This is a genomic window from Nocardia sp. NPDC052316, assembly GCF_044547795.1.
Lineage (GTDB): Bacteria > Actinomycetota > Actinomycetes > Mycobacteriales > Mycobacteriaceae > Nocardia.
This window is the reverse complement of record NZ_JBIUBB010000001.1, coordinates 319,233-339,948: the sequence shown is the minus strand read 5'-3', so window position 1 is coordinate 339,948 and position 20,716 is coordinate 319,233. Positions and strand designations below refer to the sequence as shown.

19 protein-coding genes are annotated in these 20,716 nt (G+C 67.0%); 6 read left to right on the top strand and 13 right to left on the bottom strand.

The window, feature by feature from the left end; translation table 11 throughout:
- Positions 1–7: 7 nt before the first annotated feature.
- Positions 8–610 (bottom strand): hypothetical protein, encoded by a 603-nt coding sequence (locus ACIHA7_RS01510; protein ID WP_397284420.1) that lies wholly within the window; start codon positions 608–610, stop codon positions 8–10.
- Complete coding sequence (locus ACIHA7_RS01505; protein ID WP_397284418.1) at positions 607–1,203, bottom strand: pyruvoyl-dependent arginine decarboxylase; 597 nt, start codon at positions 1,201–1,203, stop codon at positions 607–609. The genes ACIHA7_RS01510 and ACIHA7_RS01505 overlap by 4 nt, the downstream gene beginning before the upstream one ends.
- Before the next feature lie 168 nt (positions 1,204–1,371).
- Here ACIHA7_RS01505 and galK point away from each other — a divergent pair, with 168 nt between their 5' ends.
- The 3 genes from galK to ACIHA7_RS01490 all read left to right on the top strand — a co-directional run bounded on the left by galK (position 1,372) and on the right by ACIHA7_RS01490 (position 4,753).
- A complete protein-coding gene (gene galK / locus ACIHA7_RS01500; RefSeq protein ID WP_397284416.1) occupies positions 1,372–2,505 on the top strand; it encodes a galactokinase in 1,134 nt (377 codons plus the stop codon).
- Between the two features lie 310 nt (positions 2,506–2,815).
- Positions 2,816–4,489, top strand: coding sequence for a sodium:solute symporter family protein (locus ACIHA7_RS01495; protein ID WP_397286437.1), 1,674 nt, complete (start codon positions 2,816–2,818; stop codon positions 4,487–4,489).
- Positions 4,490–4,498: 9 nt separating this feature from the next.
- Positions 4,499–4,753: a hypothetical protein gene (locus ACIHA7_RS01490; protein ID WP_397284414.1), complete on the top strand. Its 255-nt coding sequence runs from the start codon at positions 4,499–4,501 to the stop codon at positions 4,751–4,753.
- 70 nt (positions 4,754–4,823) lie between these two features.
- Here the strand turns inward: ACIHA7_RS01490 and ACIHA7_RS01485 are convergent, their stop codons facing one another.
- Complete coding sequence (locus ACIHA7_RS01485; RefSeq protein ID WP_397284412.1) at positions 4,824–5,303, bottom strand: DUF4383 domain-containing protein; 480 nt, start codon at positions 5,301–5,303, stop codon at positions 4,824–4,826.
- Positions 5,304–5,321: 18 nt separating this feature from the next.
- Positions 5,322–5,783, bottom strand: coding sequence for an SRPBCC family protein (locus tag ACIHA7_RS01480; protein WP_107658875.1), 462 nt, complete (start codon positions 5,781–5,783; stop codon positions 5,322–5,324).
- Positions 5,784–6,006: 223 nt separating this feature from the next.
- On the opposite strand from ACIHA7_RS01480, the gene ACIHA7_RS01475 reads away from it, so the two are divergent.
- A complete protein-coding gene (locus ACIHA7_RS01475) occupies positions 6,007–6,495 on the top strand; it encodes an FBP domain-containing protein (protein ID WP_397284410.1) in 489 nt (162 codons plus the stop codon).
- Between the two features lie 198 nt (positions 6,496–6,693).
- Here the strand turns inward: ACIHA7_RS01475 and ACIHA7_RS01470 are convergent, their stop codons facing one another.
- The 8 genes from ACIHA7_RS01470 to ACIHA7_RS01435 all read right to left on the bottom strand — a co-directional run bounded on the left by ACIHA7_RS01470 (position 6,694) and on the right by ACIHA7_RS01435 (position 17,651).
- Positions 6,694–8,157: a PepSY-associated TM helix domain-containing protein gene (locus ACIHA7_RS01470; protein WP_397284408.1), complete on the bottom strand. Its 1,464-nt coding sequence runs from the start codon at positions 8,155–8,157 to the stop codon at positions 6,694–6,696.
- A gap of 268 nt (positions 8,158–8,425) precedes the next feature.
- On the bottom strand, positions 8,426–8,986 hold the full coding sequence (locus ACIHA7_RS01465) for a hypothetical protein (protein ID WP_397284406.1): 561 nt from the start codon (positions 8,984–8,986) through the stop codon (positions 8,426–8,428).
- A 194-nt stretch (positions 8,987–9,180) separates the two neighbouring features.
- Positions 9,181–10,839, bottom strand: a complete 1,659-nt coding sequence (locus ACIHA7_RS01460) for an acyl-CoA synthetase (protein WP_397284404.1) — start codon at positions 10,837–10,839, stop codon at positions 9,181–9,183.
- A 172-nt stretch (positions 10,840–11,011) separates the two neighbouring features.
- Complete coding sequence (locus ACIHA7_RS01455; protein WP_397284402.1) at positions 11,012–12,637, bottom strand: acyl-CoA synthetase; 1,626 nt, start codon at positions 12,635–12,637, stop codon at positions 11,012–11,014.
- Positions 12,638–12,968: 331 nt separating this feature from the next.
- Positions 12,969–13,460, bottom strand: a complete 492-nt coding sequence (locus ACIHA7_RS01450; protein ID WP_397284400.1) for an ArsR/SmtB family transcription factor — start codon at positions 13,458–13,460, stop codon at positions 12,969–12,971.
- Between the two features lie 111 nt (positions 13,461–13,571).
- A complete protein-coding gene (locus ACIHA7_RS01445) occupies positions 13,572–14,204 on the bottom strand; it encodes a hypothetical protein (protein WP_397284398.1) in 633 nt (210 codons plus the stop codon).
- 713 nt (positions 14,205–14,917) lie between these two features.
- Positions 14,918–16,147: an acyl-CoA dehydrogenase family protein gene (locus tag ACIHA7_RS01440; RefSeq protein ID WP_397284396.1), complete on the bottom strand. Its 1,230-nt coding sequence runs from the start codon at positions 16,145–16,147 to the stop codon at positions 14,918–14,920.
- A gap of 109 nt (positions 16,148–16,256) precedes the next feature.
- A complete protein-coding gene (locus ACIHA7_RS01435) occupies positions 16,257–17,651 on the bottom strand; it encodes an acyl-CoA dehydrogenase family protein (protein WP_397284394.1) in 1,395 nt (464 codons plus the stop codon).
- 129 nt (positions 17,652–17,780) lie between these two features.
- Between ACIHA7_RS01435 and ACIHA7_RS01430 the strand changes: the two genes are divergently transcribed.
- Positions 17,781–19,271: a glycosyltransferase family 39 protein gene (locus ACIHA7_RS01430; RefSeq protein WP_397284392.1), complete on the top strand. Its 1,491-nt coding sequence runs from the start codon at positions 17,781–17,783 to the stop codon at positions 19,269–19,271.
- A gap of 142 nt (positions 19,272–19,413) precedes the next feature.
- Here ACIHA7_RS01430 and ACIHA7_RS01425 read toward each other — a convergent pair whose 3' ends face one another.
- The gene (locus tag ACIHA7_RS01425) at positions 19,414–20,175 is read right to left on the bottom strand and encodes an alpha/beta fold hydrolase (RefSeq protein ID WP_397284390.1); all 762 of its coding nucleotides are present in this window, start codon (positions 20,173–20,175) and stop codon (positions 19,414–19,416) included.
- Positions 20,176–20,233: 58 nt separating this feature from the next.
- On the opposite strand from ACIHA7_RS01425, the gene ACIHA7_RS01420 reads away from it, so the two are divergent.
- Complete coding sequence (locus ACIHA7_RS01420; RefSeq protein WP_397284388.1) at positions 20,234–20,602, top strand: MerR family transcriptional regulator; 369 nt, start codon at positions 20,234–20,236, stop codon at positions 20,600–20,602.
- Positions 20,603–20,716 lie beyond the last annotated feature (114 nt).

Here is a 20,716-nt window from a genome sequence, read left to right as displayed (position 1 = left end):
AGCCCCCCTAGGTCGCTCCATCCCCTGTGAACCGAGCCGCGTAGTAGATCTGCGAATCCTCCACCACGACCTCGACATCCGCCTGCTCCTCCAGCATCACACGAATACTGTCGGCGAACGAAAATCGAATGTTGTTGTACGAGCAAATGTCCCAACCGACCGCGGCACGGTCGGCAACGAGAACCTGGACAACTGACTCGATCATGGCATGAAATGCGGACCCATGTCGGGCACTTGGCGCAACCAGGGTGAAACCGGCGTAATAGATGGCGTTGCGCGCCGCGTGTTGTGGATAGCGGGCGGCGAAGTAATCCGGGCTGATCCACGGGACCGTCTCGAGATGCTTGGTCAGCGTGATCATTCCGATGGGCTCACCGGAATCGAGGCGGGCCACATACTTGTCCACCCGTGGATCGACCATCTCCGCACGAAATTCGTCGGGATGCAACACCTGCCTGGCGATGGCTTTGGTGCGTAGCGGGCCGAATGCCTCCTCGTACAGGGCCTGGAACAGGGCTATTTGGTCATCCGGAATCTTGTTTTCCACGGTGACGTGCACGTTGTCTCGCGACGCCACCCCGGACTCGGCCCCCTCGGCATAGCTTTTCATCCGCGCCAACCCCACGGTGCGGTGCGGTAGGCGGCCAGCACCAATGCGCAGGTCGGCCCGCTCGTGGCCCGGGCTTCGGTCGTGCACATGCGGACCGGCCCGAAGCTCTCGGGCCGATGCCGCGCCATGTCTTCGAGACTCGACTGGATCAGTGTGGTCACCTCTTCGGTGGTCTCGCCCTCGTGCTCGACGAAAAGGCCTGCGCCGGAACCGTCGTCGCGCAGGACCCAACCGATACCGGCGGCCGCCGTCCGGCCGGGCTCGTCCGCGTGCTGCGCCGCGTACACGCAGTAGAGGCGGTCGCCCCACGGGATCGGTTTGCGTACGCGCGCGGTGCGTTCGAGGGTGGCGCGTGGCGGAATGACCGACGAGAGCCGAATCAAGTTCGCATCACCCACTCCCAGCTCGCGCAGCGCCGCATCGAAGGCCGACATGGCTGTCGGCCCTACCCCCGTCGCGGCGCCTATCTCTATCGTCAGTGGGGACCCGTAGACCGGCCTGCCCGAGGGCGGGCGTAGCCGATCTATCCACGGCAGCCCGAGTAGGCGGCCACGCGGCCCCACCAGTCCGCTGCGTGGGGTGGTGTGAATCATAGTGCCTCCGAGAACGCGCGGCCCATTTTGCAGGCCGGTATTACATCAAATTCGACTGTGCGGCACGAAACGCGATCACGCACGCCCGACGGCGGAAAGCAGTGCTCGCGCGGCGTGTCTCGTAACGTGGTCCAGGGCAACCGGAGTCGACGGACAGTGAGGGGCACAGTGCAGAAGTGGGTGGCACCGGGGCGGGTCAACATCATCGGTGAGCACACCGATTACAACGACGGCTTCGTGCTGCCCATCGCGCTGCCGCTGGTGGTCGAGTGCGCGGCACGGGTGCGCGCGGACGGGCGGGTGCGGGTGGTCTCCCGGCAGCGGCCGGAGCAGACCGTGCTGGTCGAGGTGGCCGAGCTCGCGCAACGCCGGGACGGGGTGCCCAGCTGGTCGCGGTACCCGCTCGGCGTCGTCGCCGAATTCGTGCGGCGCGGCCACCGGATCAGCGGGGTCGAGCTCGAGCTGGACGGCGCCGTGCCGATCGGCGCCGGACTGTCGTCGTCGGCGGCGCTGTCCTGCGCGGTGGCCATTGCGGTGCGGGATCTGTTCGCCCCCGCCGTCACCGATCGCGAGCTGATCGACCTCGCCCGCGCCGCGGAGAACGGCTACGTCGGCGCGCCGACCGGTTTGCTGGACCAGTCCGCCTCGATCCTCTGCACGGCGGGGCACGCGCTGTTTCTCGACGTGCGGCGCTTCGCCGCCGAGTCCGCCGATCCGGATACGAATGATGTTGCGCACGAACAGATTCCCTTCGATCTTGCGCGATTCGGACTGGAGCTGTTGGTGATCGACACCGGCCAGCCGCACGAGCTGGTCGACGGTGGCTACGGCGAGCGACGCGCCCAATGTGAGGCTGCCGCCGCGGAACTGGGTGTGCCCGCGCTGCGTGACGTCGATTCGGTGGCCGCGCTCGCCCGGATCACCGATGCCGTGTTGCGTCGCCGGGCGCGACACGTGGTGACCGAGAACGCCCGGGTGTTGACAGTTGCGGAAAAATTGCGGAGTGGCGCCGATCCGCGTGCCATCGGGCCGGTTCTCACCGAGGGACACGCCTCACTGCGCGACGATTTCGAGGTGTCGACGCCCGAGCTGGACGCCGCCGTCGCCGCGGCGCTCGCGGCGGGGGCGCACGGCGCGCGGATGGTCGGTGGCGGATTCGGTGGCAGCGCCCTCGCGCTGGTCGACCGCGAACGCACCGAGGCGGTGATCGCGGCCGTGCGGAATCGGTTCGCCCGCGCGGGCTTTGCCGAGCCGCGCACCTTCGTCGTCGGGCCCGCAGCCGGTGCGCACCGCGCCGACTGAGCGACCGCGCCCGCTTGCCTGCTGTCTCGTACCGACCCTGGGTGTTTTTGTGCACGATTGTGGCCCCCGAGTGAGGCACAATCACGCAGAGTAGGTGTCGGCCGACACCATTCGGTCGGCGACGAGGGAGTCGCGCGCGCCACGCAGTATCCGTAGACGCACGATCTCGTACCACGAAGGATCTCGCTCGACGCCCGGTTTTACCGCCAGGAGGGACGCTGTGCCGCTTGTCGATTCACCTGTTCTACCGTCCGTGCTGCTCGCCGCCGAGCCGCCGTCGACGGCGTCGACCTATTTAGACGCTTCGGAGTTGCGACTGGACGCGGCTCCGGTCGACTTCGCCCTGGTCGCCTTATATTTCGTGTTCGTACTCGGCATCGGCTTGCTCGCCAGACAGCGGGTCTCGTCCAGCATCGATTTCTTCCTGTCCGGGCGTTCGCTGCCCGCCTGGGTGACCGGTCTCGCGTTCATCTCCGCGAACCTCGGCGCCGTCGAGATCATGGGCATGTCGGCCAACGGCGCCCAATTCGGCTTCCCCACCTTCCACTACTTCTGGATCGGCGCGATTCCCGCGATGCTGTTCCTCGGCGTGGTGATGATGCCGTTCTACTACGGCTCCAAGGTGCGCAGCGTGCCCGAGTTCATGCGCAGGCGCTTCGGCACCGGCGCGCACCTGGTGAACGCGCTCAGCTTCGCGATCGCCCAGGTGCTGATCGCGGGTGTCAACCTGTATCTGCTCGGCACCATCCTGAATGTGCTGCTCGGCTGGCCGCTGTGGCTGTCGGTGGTCATCGCGGCGGTGATCGTGCTGTCCTACATCACCCTCGGCGGGCTGTCGGCCGCGATCTACAACGAGGTACTGCAGTTCTTCGTGATCGTGGCCGCGCTGCTGCCGCTCACGCTGGTCGGCCTGCACAAGGTCGGCGGCTGGGACGGGCTGCGGGAGAAGGTGTCCGCGTCGCCGGGTGGTGCCGCGCAACTGGACTCGTGGCCGGGCAACGAGCTCAGCGGGTTCGGCAACAACATGCTCTCGGTGCTCGGCATCGTGTTCGGGCTCGGGTTCGTGCTCTCGTTCGGGTACTGGACCACCAACTTCGTCGAGGTGCAGCGCGCGTTGGCGACGCACTCCATCTCGGCGGCCCGTCGCACCCCGATCATCGGCGCGTACCCGAAGATGTTCATCCCGCTGATCGTGGTGATCCCCGGCATGATCAGCGCGGTGCTGGTGCCGCAGATGAGCGAGTACAAGGCGGCGAAGACGGCGAACCCGGACTTCAGCGGTGACACCACCTACAACCAAGCGTTGCTGTACCTGATGAAGGATGTGCTGCCCAACGGCCTGCTCGGGGTGGGCATCGCGGGTCTGCTCGCGGCGTTCATGGCCGGCATGGCCGCCAATATCTCGGCGTTCAATACCGTGTTCAGCTACGACCTGTGGCAGCAGTACGTGCGCAAGGACCGCCCGGACGGGTACTACCTGACCATCGGCCGGTTGGCGACGATCGGCGCGACGGTGACGGCGATCTTCACCGCGTTCATCGCGTCGAGCTTCAGCAACATGATGGACTACCTGCAGACGCTGTTCAGCTTCTTCAACGCGCCGCTGTTCGCGACATTCATCCTCGGCATGTTCTGGAAACGGATGACGCCGACCGCGGGCTGGATGGGTCTGGTCTGCGGAACCGGTTCCGCCGTAGTGATTTTCATCCTGCACCAGATGGAGGTGTTCCACCTGTCCGGCCAGGGGTCGAGTTTCGTGGCCGCCGGTGTGGCGTTCGCGGTCGACATCGTGGTCAGCGTGCTGGTCACCCAGGTGACCCAGCCCAAGCCCGTCGCCGAGCTCGTCGGCCTGGTCTACTCGGAGACGCCGAAGGAAGTGCGCACCGATCCGGAGCAGGCCTCGCTGCCCTGGTATCAGCGTCCGGTGCTGCTCGCGGGCATCGCCCTGGTGCTCGTCATCGCTCTCAACATCATCGTCGGATAAGGAGCCGCCATGCTTTTCGACATCCGCACCATCGTCGGCGCCCTACTCGGCAGCTACGGAGTAATTCTGATCATTACCGGCCTGGTCAGCCATACCGCCGCCGATGAAGCCAAAACCGGTGGCATCAATGTGAATCTCTGGGCGGGGATCGGCATGGGCGTGGTCGCCCTGCTCTTCATCGCCTGGGTCGTCCTGCGTCCGATCGCGGTGCCCGAGAAGGCGCCCGCCGCGGAGCTGCCGGACGAGCCGTCGGAAGTTCCCTGACACGTACCGAACCCCGCCCGGGCTGTCCGGGCGGGGTTCGGGCACATCGTATTCAGTTGTGCCGCAGGGATTATCGGAAGGCCTGGCGGCCCTGGCCCGCGTGACCCGGCGCGCCGAGTCGGGGCAGCAGGGCACCAAGGACGACCATGCCGAGGCCGAGGCCGAAGTGCAGCCAGTTGTCGGCGTCGTTGACCGGGACGAAGTTGGCGGCGCTGCCCTTGTCGATGATCAGGCCGTAGAGCCACAGCACCAGATAGCTGGCGCCGCCGCCGAGCAGGAACCAGCGGGCGCCCTGGAAGGTGCGTGCGGCGAGCAGGCCGGCTACGCCGAACAGCAGGTGCACGATGTTGTGCAGCACCGAAACTTCGAACACGCCTAGCAGTTTGGCGTCGGAGTGGTGCCCGGCGAAGGTCATCGTGTCGTAGTCGGTGGTGACACCCGGGATGAAGCCGAGGACACCTACTATCAAGAAGACGGCGCCTACGGCGAGGGCGGCGATTCTGGTCGGCGTCCATTCGGTGGTTGCCGCGTTCGGCTGAAATGTTGCCATGACTGGCTGCCTTTCACCTCAGGCGTCCGGACGCGGGATGTCGCCGCGCCAGGCGCCGGTTTCGTGACCTTGCTTCTCGATGAACTCCTTGAAGCGCTGCATATCTCCGTTGACGCGGTGCTTCAGCACGCCGAGCTTGTCGGCGGCGTGTTCCACGAAGCCCTCCGGATCGACCTCCATCTGGGCGGTCACCCTGGTGGTGGTATCGCTCAGGCGATGGAACGTGATGACACCCGCGTGCTCGGGGCCGCTGTCGGACTTCCAGGCGACCCGTTCATCGGGGTGCTGTTCGGTAATGGTGGCGTCGAATTCACGCGTGGCCGGACCGACATGGATCCGCCAGTGCGTGTGCTTGTCGTCGAGTTGGCGCACCTCTTCGACGCCCTCCATGAATTGGGGGAACGTCTCGAATTGCGTCCACTGGTTGTACGCGGTGCGTACCGGGACTTCGACGTCCACTGTGGCGGCCAACGTACTCACATCTACCCCTTTCGTCGCCCGACCCCGCAGCCTCGCCGGGGCGGGCACTCACTCGGTCGCTCGCGTCGTGGCGACTCAGGACATCCCGCGCATACCCGGCGCGCTGGGTGACAAACAGACCGACCCGGCCATTTGCGAGTGAAATACGTTTGTTCGGTGGCCGTCGCGCCCCGTAACGTCACTGCGGTTTGTTACCGATCAGAAGGAACGGAGTGGAAACGCCATGAAACCAGTGACCGAGCGCGACATCAGGTCGTCGTTCATCAACTGTTCCAAAACCGAGGCCAAACGGCTGCCGGTGCCCAAGGATCTCGATGAACGCCCCTGGGACGACCTCGACTTCCTCGGCTGGAGCGACCCGTCGCTGCCGGGCCGGTGCTATCTGGTCATCCCGCAGGACGACGAGCTGGTCGGCGTGGCGCTGCGCTACGAGACCGGTGGGTCGGGTCGAGCCCAGATGTGTTCGATCTGCCTGACCACGCACACCGGCAGCGGCGTCTCCCTGCTGACGGCGGCCAAAGCGGGTCCGTCCGGACGCAAGGGCAACACGATCGGCACCTATATGTGCACGGATCTGGCCTGCTCGCTGTACGCGCGCGGCAAGAAGACCCCGGCGCTGGGCAACCGGTACCGGGAGAACCTGAACCCCGAGCAGAAGGTCGAGCGAATGCTGGCCAACATGCGGGCGTTCGTCGCCCGGCTCTACAGCTAGCTACGGCCTGCTGACCGATCGAAGCAATGAAATGGAGGTAGATGCCATGCGCCGACACTTGACACTCCGCTTGCCGAACCCGCACCCCGAGTTCCGCGACAGCGCAAGCACACTCGGGGTGCACGGGGTTCCTCTCCGGTCGAGACGGCCTGGTCACCGACGGCCGGACCGTGTCATCCGGAGAGGAACCCTTGCGGGTTACGCGGCGCGCACCCGTGCCGCGACGCCTACCAGCACGTCTACCACGAGGAAGGCGAGCACGCTCAGCCCGACCAGCGGGGCGAACCAGCCGACCACCACCGCCACGGCCACCACCGGTACCGCAATCCATGGTGAGGTCCGGCGCAACGCGCCCCGGCGCGGTGCCCGGCCCAGCGCGGGGCGTCCGGTCCTGCGGGTCGGGCGCCTGCGCCACCACATGAGGTAGCCGCGCACCAGCACGGTGATCAGCCCGATCATGACGGCGAGCAGCAGCAGCTGGTTGAGCAGCCCGAACAGCAATCCCATGTGGAACTGGATGCCCCAGTTGGTGAGCTTGGCCATCAGCGGCCAGTCGGCGTACGCGAGCCGATCGGTGACCGCACCGGTGGCGCCGTCGACGGCGACCGCGTCGACGGTGTACGTGCCGGGCATCCGCCGTTCCTTCACCGCGAACGCCTGACCCGGCTGCGCGGGAATGGTGATCTCGACGGCCTGGTTCACGCCGTTGGCGCGTGCGGTCGCCTCGACCCGGTCGACCTCGGCGATCCGGTCGCTCGGGTTGCCCGGCACCGGTGACATCTGGTGGCCGCCGTGATGATCGCCGCCCGCATCGTGGCTCGGTGCGGCGGTGCCCGGCAGTGCGGTGGTGACCGCGGGGGTGGTCCAGCTCAGCTGCTGACGCAGTTCGGTGATGTTCGCGCCCGCGTAGGTCGACCAGGTCATGCCGGTCGCGGACAGCAGCAGAATGATCGGCAGCACCCACATGCCCACGGAGCCATGCCAATTCACCGTCCGGCCGCGACCGTGCTGCGAACGATCCGGTGCGAACAGCCAGCCCGCGGAGGTCCGGCTCCGCCGCGTGCGCACCCGGCGGATCCACACGATCAGGCCGGCCAACGCGATTACCCACAGCCAGGACGCGGCCAGCTCGCTGTAGAGGCGGCCCGGCTCGCCCAGATGCAGATCCCGGTGCAACCGGTCGATCCAGGTGCGCAAGGGCAGTGCGCCGGAGCTGCCGTAGACAACGGAGTCACCTACCGGCTCGGCGGTGTACGGGTTGACGAACACCGCGCGGCGCTCGGATTCGCCGAGCGAGGGGTCGTCGAACAACACCCGGGTGGTGTCCTCGGCGCCCGGCGCGGGTGCGACCGCGGCCAGCGCGAGCTGCGGCTGAGTCGCGACGGCGGCGCTGATCTGCTCGGACAGCGGTTTCGGGGTGCCGCTCGCCTCGACCGTCAGCAGGTCGCGCGACACGATCGACTCGAGGGTCGGGGAGATCGCGTACAGGGCGCCGGTGACGGCGGCGATGAGAATGAACGGGGCGACGAATATGCCCGCGTAGAAATGCAGGCGCATGGCCAATGCGTACAGTCCGTTTCGCGCCGCCGGTTTACGCGCGGGCGCGGATTCGGGAGGCGGCGGTAATTCGGCGCCCGGAGTAATGGTCTCTGTTGTGCTCACGATCTTTTCGTTTCTGCAGCTCGGGAAACCCGGTGTGCGGGCGTAGTTCCCGATGGTCGGTCGGGACTTCTGCGGTGACCGAAGACGGCATGCGTCGGCGGCGCGAGCGGTGCTTTTCGAGCGCCGGGCAATATCCGTTGCGCGGCAATGCTTCGCGATGACGGCGGCGGTGAAAAACCGATGCCGCAGCGGTGTCGAGGAAACGACACAGGTGCTGACGAGACGGCGACGAGCGATGTCTTCGTGTGAGAAAAGTGCTGAGTCGAGCTCAGCTGACCGTGAGTGGCGGACCCCGGGTGCGCAGCGCCGCGGCGGCGAGCACCCGCAGGATGACGCGGTCTCGGTGCGTGGTGCGCAGCGGCGCGGGGTCAGCGAGTACAGGTGCGGATCGGGGGGAGCGCAGCACTCGGAACAGCACCGCGGTGCCGGTTCGGTAGGCGGCTTCCGCTCCGCGGATCACTAGTGCGGCGGCAAAGGCCGCGAGCACATGCGCGGCGAGCATCGTCGGCGTCAGCTGGGCATCGCCATGGTGCAGACGACCGGAGTCGAACCCCATGGTGACGTGGCCGAGCAGCTGCCCGGCCACGAGCGCGGTGATCAGACCGACGGAGGTGTCACGCAGTGGCGCGAGCCCGGCCACCAGCGCGCCGATCACCGCGGCGGCCGCGGCCAACAGCACGAGCGTCGTGCCGCCCGGCGGCATGCCCCCGGACGCCCAGCCATGGGCCGCAACGGAAATGGTCCCGGAGATCGCCCCGGCCGAGCCACCGCGCACCCGCGCGACGGCGCCGCGATGCCCCGCGGTCGACCGGCCGAACTCGATACTCACGCGCTGATAGTAGCCGACCAATTGCACGCATCTTCCCCGCCGACAAACGCCGGAAAAACAGCGGGAAACCGAAAATGCCGATCACGTGCGGATCACTCCTGCACCCGCACTGTCCTCCCCACACGAATTCGAGTGTGAATTCGTGTGGGGAGCTCAGTTAACGGTGTGTGCGCGGCCTCGAGGGCACGCCGAGTTCAGCTCGCCTCGATGTCCATCTCGATCAGCGGCTTGCGCAGCAGCTTGCCGGTGGCATTGCGGGGCAGCTCGTCGAGGAAGATCACCTCGCGCGGCACCTTGTAGCGGGCCAGGTTCGCCTTGACGAAGTCCTTGATCTCCTGCGGATCGCGCTTGGAGTCCGGGCCGGGTACGACGAACGCCCGCAAACGCTTGCCGAATTCGCGATCGTCCACCCCGACCACGGCGGCCTCGAAGATGTCCTCGCGCCCGGCGATCAGGTTCTCCACCTCGAGCGGGAAGACGTTCTCGCCGCCGGAGACGATCATGTCGTCGTCGCGGCCGTCGATGAACAGCAGTCCGTCGGCGTCGAAGTGGCCGACGTCGCCGCTGGACATCATGCCGTCCACCACCTCTTTGGTGCGGCCGTCGGTGTATCCGGTGAACGCGAAACCATTGTCGACGAAAATGGTGCCGGTGACGTTCGGCTCGGTGATCGGCTTGCGGTTCTCGTCCAGCAGCACGATCCGGATCCCGACCGGCGGCTTGCCCGCCGTGGTCGGCGCCTTGCGCAGGTCCTCGGGGGTGGCGACCGTCATGACCGCGCACTCGGTGGAGCCGTACAGGTTGTAGAGGGTGTCGCCGAAGTAGTCCAGGGTGCGGGTGACGACGTCGGGTGCGATGGCCGAGCCCGCCGCGAAGATCACCTTGATGGTGCTCGGGTCGTACTTGGCCAGCACCTCGTCGTCGAGGTCGAGGATGCGCTGCAGCATGGTCGGCACCACCACCAGCGAATCGGCCCGGTACTTCACGATGTTCGCCAGCGTCTGCTCCGGGTCGAACCGGCGCTGCTGGAAGACAACCCGGTTGCCGAGGGCGACGCCGATGGTGAACTGGGAGAGCCCGGTGCCGTGGAAGATCGGCGCGGCCATGATCATCGTGCCGTTGTGCGGCAGCGGCACCCGGTCGACGAACTGGGCCGAGGCGAACGGGCTCACCTTGTCGCGCGGCGCGCCCTTCGGGGTGCCGGTGGTGCCGCTGGTCAGGATGACCATGCCGCCCGGCTTCGCGGGAGCGGGCAGCGGGTCGGTGGACCGGCCCGCCGACAGCGACTCGATGGTCGGGGCCGACGGGTCGACATTGTCCTTCGCGTCGACCCAGGTGAGCACCCGCGGGATCTCGGCGGGGATGGCGCTCATCAGGTCGATGAACTCGCTGTCGTGCAGCACCGCCTTCACCTGCTCGCGCGCGGCCACGTCGGCGAACTGCGGCTTGGCGAAGCCGGTGTTCATCAGCACCGTGCGCACGCCGAGCTTGCCGGTCGCGAGCAGGCTCAGCACCATGCCGCGATGGTCGCGGGCCAGCACCGCGACCACGTCACCGGGTTTGATGCCCTGTGCGGCGAGGCCGCGAGCCAGCGCGTTCGACTGCTCGTTCAGCTGGCCGAAGGTCAGCTCGCCCGCCTCGTCGACGATGGCGCCCGCGTCGGGCCTGGTCTGGGCGGCGTGCATGGCGACGCCCGCGAACGGGCCGAACTTGACCACGTTGAACGCCGAGCGCGCGGCGTGATCGAGCCGGAGCGGATTGAACAACCGCCGTTTGACCATGACGTTCACGCCGAGGGCGAGAACGCCGGCCTTGCGGGCGGTACCACTCAACGCGGGGAAGGAGACAACCATTCGACAACAACCTTCCGGCGGCCCCACCCAGCGATGAGCCGGTGGGTGGTGCGGACCGCAACTTCGGGATCCAGTGCTGTCGCTAACAATAGCAAGCATCTGTAACCCGATGTGTCACGTATCTCAACAGCACCTACCGTCGGGTAACCAAACGGTGTCGCCCCGCGTCGGATCAGGCGTTGACCTCGTACTCGACCAGCACCCGGCGCAGCAGTTTGCCGGTCGGGTTGCGCGGCAGATCGTCGAGGAAAACCACCTCGCGCGGCACCTTGTAGCGGGCCAGGTTGTTCTTGACGTAGGCCTTGATCTCCTCGCCGTCGGGCGTCTGACCCGGCTCGGGAACGACGAAAGCCCTTAGGCGCTTACCGAATTCGGCGTCGTCCACGCCGACCACCGCCGCGTCGAAGATGTCCGGCCGCTCCAGCAACAGGTTCTCCACCTCCTGCGGGAAGACGTTCTCGCCGCCGGAGACGATCATGTCGTCGTCGCGGCCGTCCACCATGAGCAGGCCGTGCTCATCGATGTGGCCGACATCACCGCTGGACATGAAGCCGTCGATGATCTGCTTGTTGCGGCCGTCGGTGTAGCCCTCGAACGGCGTGCCGCTGCGGATGAAGATGCGCGCGGTCGTGTTGATCGCGGTGACCTGCTTGTCGTTGTCGTCGAAGAGACGCACCTCGCAGGTGATCGGCGGGCGCCCCACGGTGCCGGGGGCCAGCGCGAGCTCCTCCGGATTGGCCACCGCGGCGACCGAGCATTCGGTGGAGCCGTACACGTTGTACAGCACCGGGCCGAACACCTTGGTGGCCTTCATGGTCAGCTCGGGTGAGAGCGCCGAGCCCGCGAGCACGATGGCCTTCAGCGACGAGGTGTCGTACTTGGCGCGGATCTCCGGGTCCAGTTCGGTCATCCGGTGCAGCATGGTCGGCACCGCGACCAGCAACTCCGCCTTGTGATCGGCGATCAGCTTCAGAGTGGCCTCGGCGTCGAACCGCCTGCGCACCACGATCTTGTTACCCATGGCCATGCCGACGAGCGAGGTGCCGAAGCCGGTGCTGTGGAAGATCGGCGACACGATCACCTGGGCGCCCTGGAACGGGAAGGGGATTCGGTCGAGGAACTGCGCGGTCGCCAGCGGGGAGACCTTCCTGCGCGTCGCGCCCTTGGGCAGGCCGGTGGTGCCGCTGGTGAGGATGATGAAGCCGCCCGGCTTGGCGGGGTTGGGCAACTCCTCGGTGGAGTTGGCGGCCGCCAGATCGTCGAGAGTCTGTGCGCCCGCGGGCAATTCGGTGCCCTCGTCGACCCAGGTGAGGAAGCGGGGCAGGTCGGCGGGCAGCGCGTCGAGCAGGTCGAGGAACTCGCTGTCGTGCAGCATCGCCTTGATGTTCTCGCGCTGGCACACCTCGGCGAACTGCGGCTTGGCGAAGCCGGTGTTCATCAGCGCCACCCGAACGCCGAGCTTTCCCGCGGCGACCATCGCCAGGATGAGGCCGCGGTGGTCGCGGGCCAGCACGCCGATGACGGTGCCCGCGGTGATCCCGGCGGCCTGCAACCCGCGCGCGATCGCGGTCGACTGTTTGTCGAGCTCGCCGAAGGTCAGCTCGCCGCGCTCGTCGGCCAGGCCGGGGGAGTCGGGCGTGATGCGCGCGGCATGCCGGATCAGGGTGGCCTGGGGGCCGAAGATCTTGGATTCCTTGATCGTCCTGATGGTCTCCAGTGGTTTGCGCGGATCGGAAACCCCGCGGGACCGGAGCACCCCAAGCGCTTTAACAGTCTCCAGCGCGTGCGCCAACTTCATGTCGAACACCTCCACCAGCAAACTCGCGTCGGTACTCGACCTAGCGATATAGAAACGGCGTATCAGGTCACTACCGTAGCAGCGGGGTGTCGGGGATCACATCACCGCCGCGTCTTCGGGTCGACTGCGAGCTATTTGACAGCGCGATCGCGAGCGCGTTCGATACCGGCAGGGGGTACTCGAAAGAGAATGGAGCTGCGTCGATGATGAATCTCGAGCTTGTTCGATCGGCCGTTATACCGGATTGCACGTGTGGTCCGGCTTGTCAGTGCGGTTGTCAGTCCGGCGGTCCGTGCGTCTGCAACGATCGCTGCTGAGCCCGGCGCGGCGGTCAGCGCCGTGCGCTGGCCAAGGCGATGAGTAGTGGCACCACGCGGGCCGCGGGCACCTCGAAACGTCCGCGGCCCGCGGTGTGCAACCAGCCGACGGCCGCCAACTGACGTAGATGGTGATAGACCTGTCCGGAGGTGCCGACGCCCTCCAGTCCGACGAGTTCGGCCGCGGTCCTTCGGCCACCCATGATCTCGCGCAACAGCCGTAGCCGCACCGGATTACCGAGCGCGGCAAGGCATTCCGCGGTTTCTGCCCAATCGTCCTCGATGAGGTCGCCGGTGGTGAACCGCGCCTGCCAGCCGTAGTGCTCGCCGGTCGGTAGCCGGGCCGAACCGGCGAACAGCACACCGCCGTTCGGTTCGTCGCCCGCGACGAACTCGTCGTGCAGGCGGGCCACCGCCCAGGATTCGCCCGCCTCTTTCCCGCCCTCGTCGGCCACCATGTCGTTGAGCCGCCGCTCGAGTTCCGCAACCCGCTCTTCCAGACTCACGCCACAAAAGCTACGGAACTACGTAATTCCGGACAAGAGGGCGATCGCGGGTGCTCCGAGAATGTTTCGGCCCCCACGGAACGCGCCGTGCGGGCCGAAACGTCGCGTCGATCAGTTGTAGACGGCCCCGAACGACGGCACCGAGATGGTGCCGCGCTGGTACTGGAACCCATCCGGGTTGGCGTCGCTCACCGGAACCGACCAGCGGTGCCACAGGCTGCCGTACACCGCGGCCACGATCATGCCGCCGCCGGTATCGAGCTGGCGCGTCCTGATCGTGGTGTCCACGGGAATGTCCTGGTGCTCGTTGAGCACCTCGGTGCCGCTGCGCCCGTTGGACAGATTGATCCACAGCACTTCCAGCTTTGCGCCCGCCTGATTCGGCGCGATCGTGCCCGGCCCGCCGAAGAACCCGAACCGGAACCCGTCGATTCCGAGAGCGATACCGGAACCGTAGACGCCGGGCCCGTCGCCGCGGCCGATATCCGACTGCGCCGGAATCTGGAACGGCTGCGCAGGCAGCGCCACCTGTCCGGCCTTGTTCACCTGTCCCGACGCCATCAGGCGATCTACCGCCTGCTCGGCCGCCGGGTTACCCGCGGCGGCCGCCCGCAGCTGCTGCGCGGCACTGGCCCAGTCCACGGTCGCCGGCTCGGCACCGGCATTACCTGCAAAAACACTCGCTACCACCGCGGTCGCGGCAAAAACGGTAGCAAGGCGACGCGTCACGCTCAGTCGTTCCATATCCAGTTGCTCCTCGAGGGTCTCTGGTACAGCTCGAAAGAAATTCGTCCGCTGAATTTGTCGATCAAGAAACGCAGGCCGTTACGTTGCCAGCGTTCCCCGATCCGGTCCACTATCCGCCCCACCGTGTCGGTCTCCGGTCAGGGGGTGTTCCAAGCGCACACGTGTCTCGAAGGTCCCGACTGCAACCCCCGTCGCCGCGGTCATCACGCGGGCCAAAAGCAAAACCACCGCGTTCGCACACGGTTTCGAGCGCAGCCGAAAGTTGTTGGTAGACGGAGGTATTGTGGTGCCCACTTCCTCCCGAGGGGCGATGGACACGGTCCAGACATCGCGCCCAGGGAGGAGGTGGTGGGGATGGCGAAACATCGCCAGAAGAAGAGCAAGGCCCCGGTCGATTACGGCATCATCTTGACCGTTGCTGTCGCAATCGCCGGGGCACTCATCTTGGTCCGCCGAGTTTGGCTGGCTAGGTAACCCACCAGGTAGGGCCGTCGTTCGCGCGGCGGTCCTACCGCTCAGCATCACTCGCGTGACGACCTAATGCTACCAACCAACCTCACCCGCATGCCAGCAACCAGCTAGCTCGAAGCGACCTCATCGGGTTCGGCGGCTGGCGACTCAGGGGGCGCTAACGGCGCAATTGCTGGCGCAATAGAAAACCGGTGCGTGTCCTCTGAACGGACCCACACCGGTTTCCCTTGTGTCACCTACTACTTCAGCTCGGCACTGGTCTTGCCGAGGATCCGGCGAGCCACGATGAGCTGCTGAATCTGTTGTGTCCCTTCGAAGATGTCGAGAATCTTCGAGTCGCGACCCCACTTCTCCAGCAGGGTGCGCTGCGAGTAGCCGATGGCGCCGGCGAGTTCGACGGCCTTGAGGGAGACGTCGGTGCCGGTGCGGCCGGCCTTGGCCTTGGACATGGAGGCCTCGAGCGAGTTCGGCTTCTTGTTGTCGGCCATCCACGCCGCGCGCAGCGACAGCAGGTAGGCGGACTCGTAATCGGCTTCCATGCGCAGGAATTCGGCCGCCGCGGCGTGCTGGTTGTTCGGCGGGGTGTCGTAGGAGATCTCGACACCGGCGTCGGTCAGGATGGCACGCAGCTCTTCGAGCGCGGCGCGGGCGACACCCACCGCCATCGCGGCGACCAGCGGGCGGGTGTTGTCGAAGGTCTGCATGACCCCGGCAAAACCCTTCTCCACGTTGACTTCCGGGCTACCGAGGATGTTGTCCTTCGGAATCCGGCAGTCCTGCAACAGCAATACGGCGGTGTCGGAGGCCTTGATGCCGAGCTTGTGCTCGAGCCGGGCCACCGAAAGCCCCGGAGCGTCGCGCGGCACGACGAACGACTTGATCGCCGCGCGGCCGAGGCTCTTGTCGACCGTCGCCCACACCACGATGTGGGTGGACCGCTGGCCCGCGGTGACGAAGATCTTCTCGCCGTTGAGCACCCACTCGTCGCCGTCGAGCACGGCGGTGGTGCTCACGGCCGCGGAGTCGGAGCCGAACGACGGCTCGGTGATCGCCATCGAGGCCCACACCTTGCCGAAGCGCTTCAGCTGCTCGTCGGTGGCGACGGCGGCGATGGCCGCGTTGCCGAGCCCCTGGTAGGGGATCGAGAGCATCAGGCCGACGTCGCCCCAGGAGGTCTCCAGGGCGTTCAACAGCGCGGACATGTTGCCGCCGTTGGAGTTTCCGAGCAGCTCGGTGGCGTGGCTGTCGGCCTCGCTGTCGTCCTCACGGCCGCCTGCGGCGCCGCCGATCTTCTGGGTGCCGGAGTCGGCGAGGCCTTCCACCATGGCGGCCATGGTGTCCAGCTCGACCGGGTACTCGTGCTCGGCGAGGTCGTACTTGCGCGAGATCGGCCGGAAGATCTCGGTCGCGACCTGGTGGGCCTGGTTCGCGCTGGCCCGCAGCTTCTTGGGGAGTTCGAGGTTGATCATGGGAAGTCTCCTGTGTGGAATCGGCGGTGCTCGCCAGCCCTACGTGGTTATGCTGCGCGGCCTCCTCCGGGCCTGACGCTCACACCGCGGAAGGTAAGGAACGAGCCGGTTAGATGAGCACGACACCTTCGGCGACGCCGATGCCCCGCAGGTCGCGGTACCAGCGCTCGACCGGGTGTTCCTTGGTGAAGCCGTGGCCGCCGAGCAGCTGCACGCCGTCCAGACCGATCTGCATTCCCTTGTCCGTGGCCAACTTTCGGGCCAGTGACGCCTCGCGGGCGAAGGACAGGCCCTGTTCGGCGCGCGACGCGCCACGCAGGGTGACCAGCCGCAGGCCGTCGAGCTCGATCGCGATGTTGGCGACCATGAAGGCGACCGCCTGACGGTGCGAGATCGGCTCGCCGAACGCCACCCGCTCGTTCACATAGGGAATCACGTAGTCGAGCACGGCCTGGCCGGTGCCGACCGCCAGCGATGCCCACCCGAGGCGGGCCAGCCGCACGGCGTCGGCGTATTCCTCGGCCCGCTGCTTGGCATCGCCGTCACCGAGGATGGCGTCGGTGCCGACCGCGACGTTGTCCAGCAGCAGCCTGCCGAGACCGGCGGCCCGCAGACCCATGCTCGGATCGGCCTCGACCACCAGGCCCGGGGTGTCCGACGGAACGATGAAAAGCGAAGGGCGACCGTCGAGTTCGGCGGCGATAAGGAACAGCTCGGCGTCCGCGGCGGCGGGCACGAGGCTCTTCACGCCGGAGATCCGGTAGCCGCTCGGCGAGCGGACGGCCTTGGTCTGCAACGCGAACGGGTCGAACAGGGCGCGCGGCTCGCTGATCACCACGGAGGCCTGCGGCACGTTCTCGCCGGTGAAGGCGGGCAGATAGGTCTTCTGCTGCGCGTCGGTGCCCCACTGGGACAGCGCGACCGCGACGCCGCTCGGCGCGAGGATCGGCAGGGCCAGACCCATGTCGCCGTGCGAAAGCGCCTCGGCTACCAGCGAATTGGTGACCGCACCGCGCTCCGAGGCGGCGCCCTCGAGCTCCTCGGGGACGTTGATCAAGGTGATGCCCAGCTCGGCGGCGCGCTCGAGCAGGTCGCGCGGAGCCTTCGCGGCGGCGTCGGCGTCGTAGGCGGCCGGGCGCAGGATCTCGGCGGCGAATTCCCGCACCGTCTCGACGATCATCTGCTGCTCGTCGCTGGGGGTGAGGTCGAAGAAGTCCTTGTTCTTGGCCTCGTTCGGGGCGAGCCGCTTCGGCTGCCCGTTGCCGGTGACCTTGGCGAAGGCGCGGGTGGCTGCGCCGAGCGTGCGGAAGCCGGTCTTGGTGCCCTCGTAGGTGACTCGCTCGATCGGCTTGCGCAGGTTGTACTTCTCGGCGAGTTCCGACCCGGTAATGGTCGTCATCACCCGCATGGCCGCGCCCATCCAGTCCCGCTTGGGGTGGCTGAGGCCGACGGCGGACGTGTCTGGACTTCGCTTCGTTGCGCTGTCTCGAGTGCTCATCATCACCTGTTTTCTCGGGTGGGTGGGGTGAGGTCTTGTCCCAGCTATCTTACTCCTGAGTAAGGCTATCTTACTCCAGAGTAAGAACTGCGTCGAGGTGCAGCATACGCCGCTTATCTGTGCCAGGCTGAACGGGTGCACATAGTCGCGGCGCTGTTTGCCGTTGTTTTGATCGCAGGTGCCCCGCGTTACGGGTATCACCGCGACGAGCTGTACTTCCTGGCGGCCGGTCGCCACCTGTCCTGGGGCTACCCGGATCAGCCGCCGTTCACGCCGCTGGTGGCCAAGGCCATGGCGGCGATCGATCCCGACTCGTTGTTGCTGCTGCGGCTGCCCGCGGCGCTCGCGGCCACCCTGGTGGTGGTGTGCGCCGGACTGATGGCGCGGGAGCTCGGCGGCGGACGGGCGGCGCAGGCGTTGGCCGCCGCGGCGGTGGCGAGCGCGGCGTTCGTCATGGGGGTCGGGCACATGCTGAGCACGGCGGTTTTCGATCTGGCCGCGTGGTCGGTGGTGACGCTGGTGGTGTTGCGACTGATACGGGAGATCGGCGGACCCGAGCAGAGCGCGAATGTCGAGCCGCCGCGTCGAGTCGCTCGGTGGCTCAGCGGTCCACGATGGTGGCTGGTGATCGGCGTGGTGGTCGGCGTAGGACTGCAGAACAAACTGTTGTTGATCTTTCCGGTGCTCGCACTGTTGGTGTCGCTGCTGGTATTCGGCCCACGAAAGCTGTTCGCCACCAGGTTCTTTCCGATGGCGATCGGCACAGCCGTGCTGATCTGGCTGCCGTACCTGGTGTGGCAGGCGGGTAATGGCTGGCCGCAGTGGGAGATGGGCCGGGCGATCGCGGGCGGGTCCTCCGGTACCTCGGATACGCCGATCATGTTCGTGCTCTTGCAATTCGGGTTGATGGGCCCGTTGTTGGTGCCGCTGTGGGCGTTCGGGTTGTGGCGGTTGGCCCGGGATGTCCGGTACCGGGCGTTCGCGGTGGCCTACGGCCTGCTTTTCGTGGTTTCCGTGGCGACCGGCGGGAAGGCGTACTACCTGGGCGGGATGTATCCGATCCTGCTCGCGGCGGGCGCGGTGCCGGTGGCGGCGTGGCTGGGCCACCGGCGAACACGATGGGCGGCAGTCGGTTTCGTGGTAGCGGTGAACACGATCGGTTCGGCGGTGCTGTTCCTGCCGGTGCTGCCGGTCTCGATGCTGAAGGACACACCGGTCCTCACGGTCAACTACGACGCGGGCGAGACGATCGGCTGGCCGGAGTTCACCAGGCAGGTAGGCCAGGCGCGCGCCCGCCTCGGCCCCGACGTCGCCATACTTACGGCCAACTATGGCGAAGCCGGTGCGATCGAACGCTACGGTGCGCCCTACGACCTGCCGAAACCCCACTCCGGCCACAACTCCTACTGGTGGTGGGGCCCGCCGAGCGACGCCGCCACCGAGGTGCTCACCGTCGGCCTCGACCGCGACTACCTGACGCGGTTCTGCACCGACCTCCAACCCGCAGGCGAGATCGACAACGGCCTGGGTATCGACAACGACGAACAGGGCGAACCGCTCTTCGTCTGCCGAAACCCGCGTGCTCCCTGGTCCGAACTCTGGCCGCACGCCAAACACCTCGGCTGACCAGCCGGTCCGGCAGGGGCATCCGCCGCTGACTACCGGGCCGAACAGCGCGACGGCCGCACTTGTCGAGGAGCGTGCCGAGCGGGACGTAAGGGCGGCCATACTCGACGAACGCCACAGCCATGTCCGGTGCGGCGATGCCTCAGAGCTGGTGGCGGGTGAGGAAGTCCTCGACGATCTTGCGCCACTGCTCGGGCTGCTCAGCCATGAAGACGTGCCCCGCCGCGATCTCGGCGTATTCCGCGCCGGGGACGGTGTCGGCGAGGAATCGAGAATTCGCCGGGTCGACCAGCAGGTCCTCGGTGGCATTGACAACCAGCGTCGGCACGGTGATCCGGCCCAAATCCTCGGTGGTGTCGACGGTTTCGACCAGACTCGCCTGCTGGATGGTGCCGCCGGGAATGGTCGTCACGCCCGCGCGGACGAACTCGTCGACCTGGACGGCGGGCAGGCCGTTGAGGAACGCGGCGCTGAATGCCTGTGCGAGGGCCAGGCGGGAGAAGGTCGCGGTGTCGCCACGATCGAGCAGGTCCTGCCAGATCTGTACCAGGAGGCGAGCACGGTTGTCGGCCTTGGCGAATCCCGCGGCGAGGATCAGGCCGCGCACCCGCTCGGGGTGACGCACCGCCGCGCGCACCGCCACCGTGCTGCCGAGGGAATAGCCGAGCACAGTGAACCGCTCGACCCCGGCGTCGACCGCAGCCGCGACCAGCGCATCGGCGAGACCGTCGAGGGTGAGCTGGATATCGCTGTCCGGGTAGTCGGAGGCGACCACGGTGTGCGTCGCGGCCAGCGCCGGAATCAGTGCGCCGAAGTTGGTGGCGATGGTACCGCTGGCGCCGTGCGCGAGGACTAGGCCGGGGCCGGAGCCGGTGACGGTGGTCTGCAGGGGAATTGCTGTCATGGCAGCCAAGTTAGGAATTGACATCAGTGTGAAGGCAAACGGAGGTAACCGAGTTCCCATGTTGATCGGAGAATTGGCGCGCCGCACCGCCGTGAGCACCCGCTTGCTCAGGTACTACGAGGAGCAGGGCCTGCTCTCCCCGCAGCGGGACTCGCTGGGCTACCGCTCCTACGCCGACGACGCGCCCGAACGGGTGGGTCGCATCAGAGAGATGCTGGCCGCGGGCTTGTCCACCGAGGACATTCGTGGCCTGTTGCCTTGCGAGATGGACCACGGCGCGTGGATCCAGTCCTGCGACAAGTCGGTGCGGATCGTCGAGAGTCGATACAGCGAACTGGACAACAAGATCGCCGAACTCGAACGGCAGCGCGCACTGCTCACCGTGCAGCGTGCCTCGATCAGGGATGCGATGCCCGCCGACCGGTAACCTGCCACACCGGTCTCACCGGACACTTTCGGCGCCGCACTGCCGGACAACCGTAGTGCTGTCCGAAAAGTGTCCATGGAGGCCGACCCCATCGGACAACACGAGCCGGCCCAG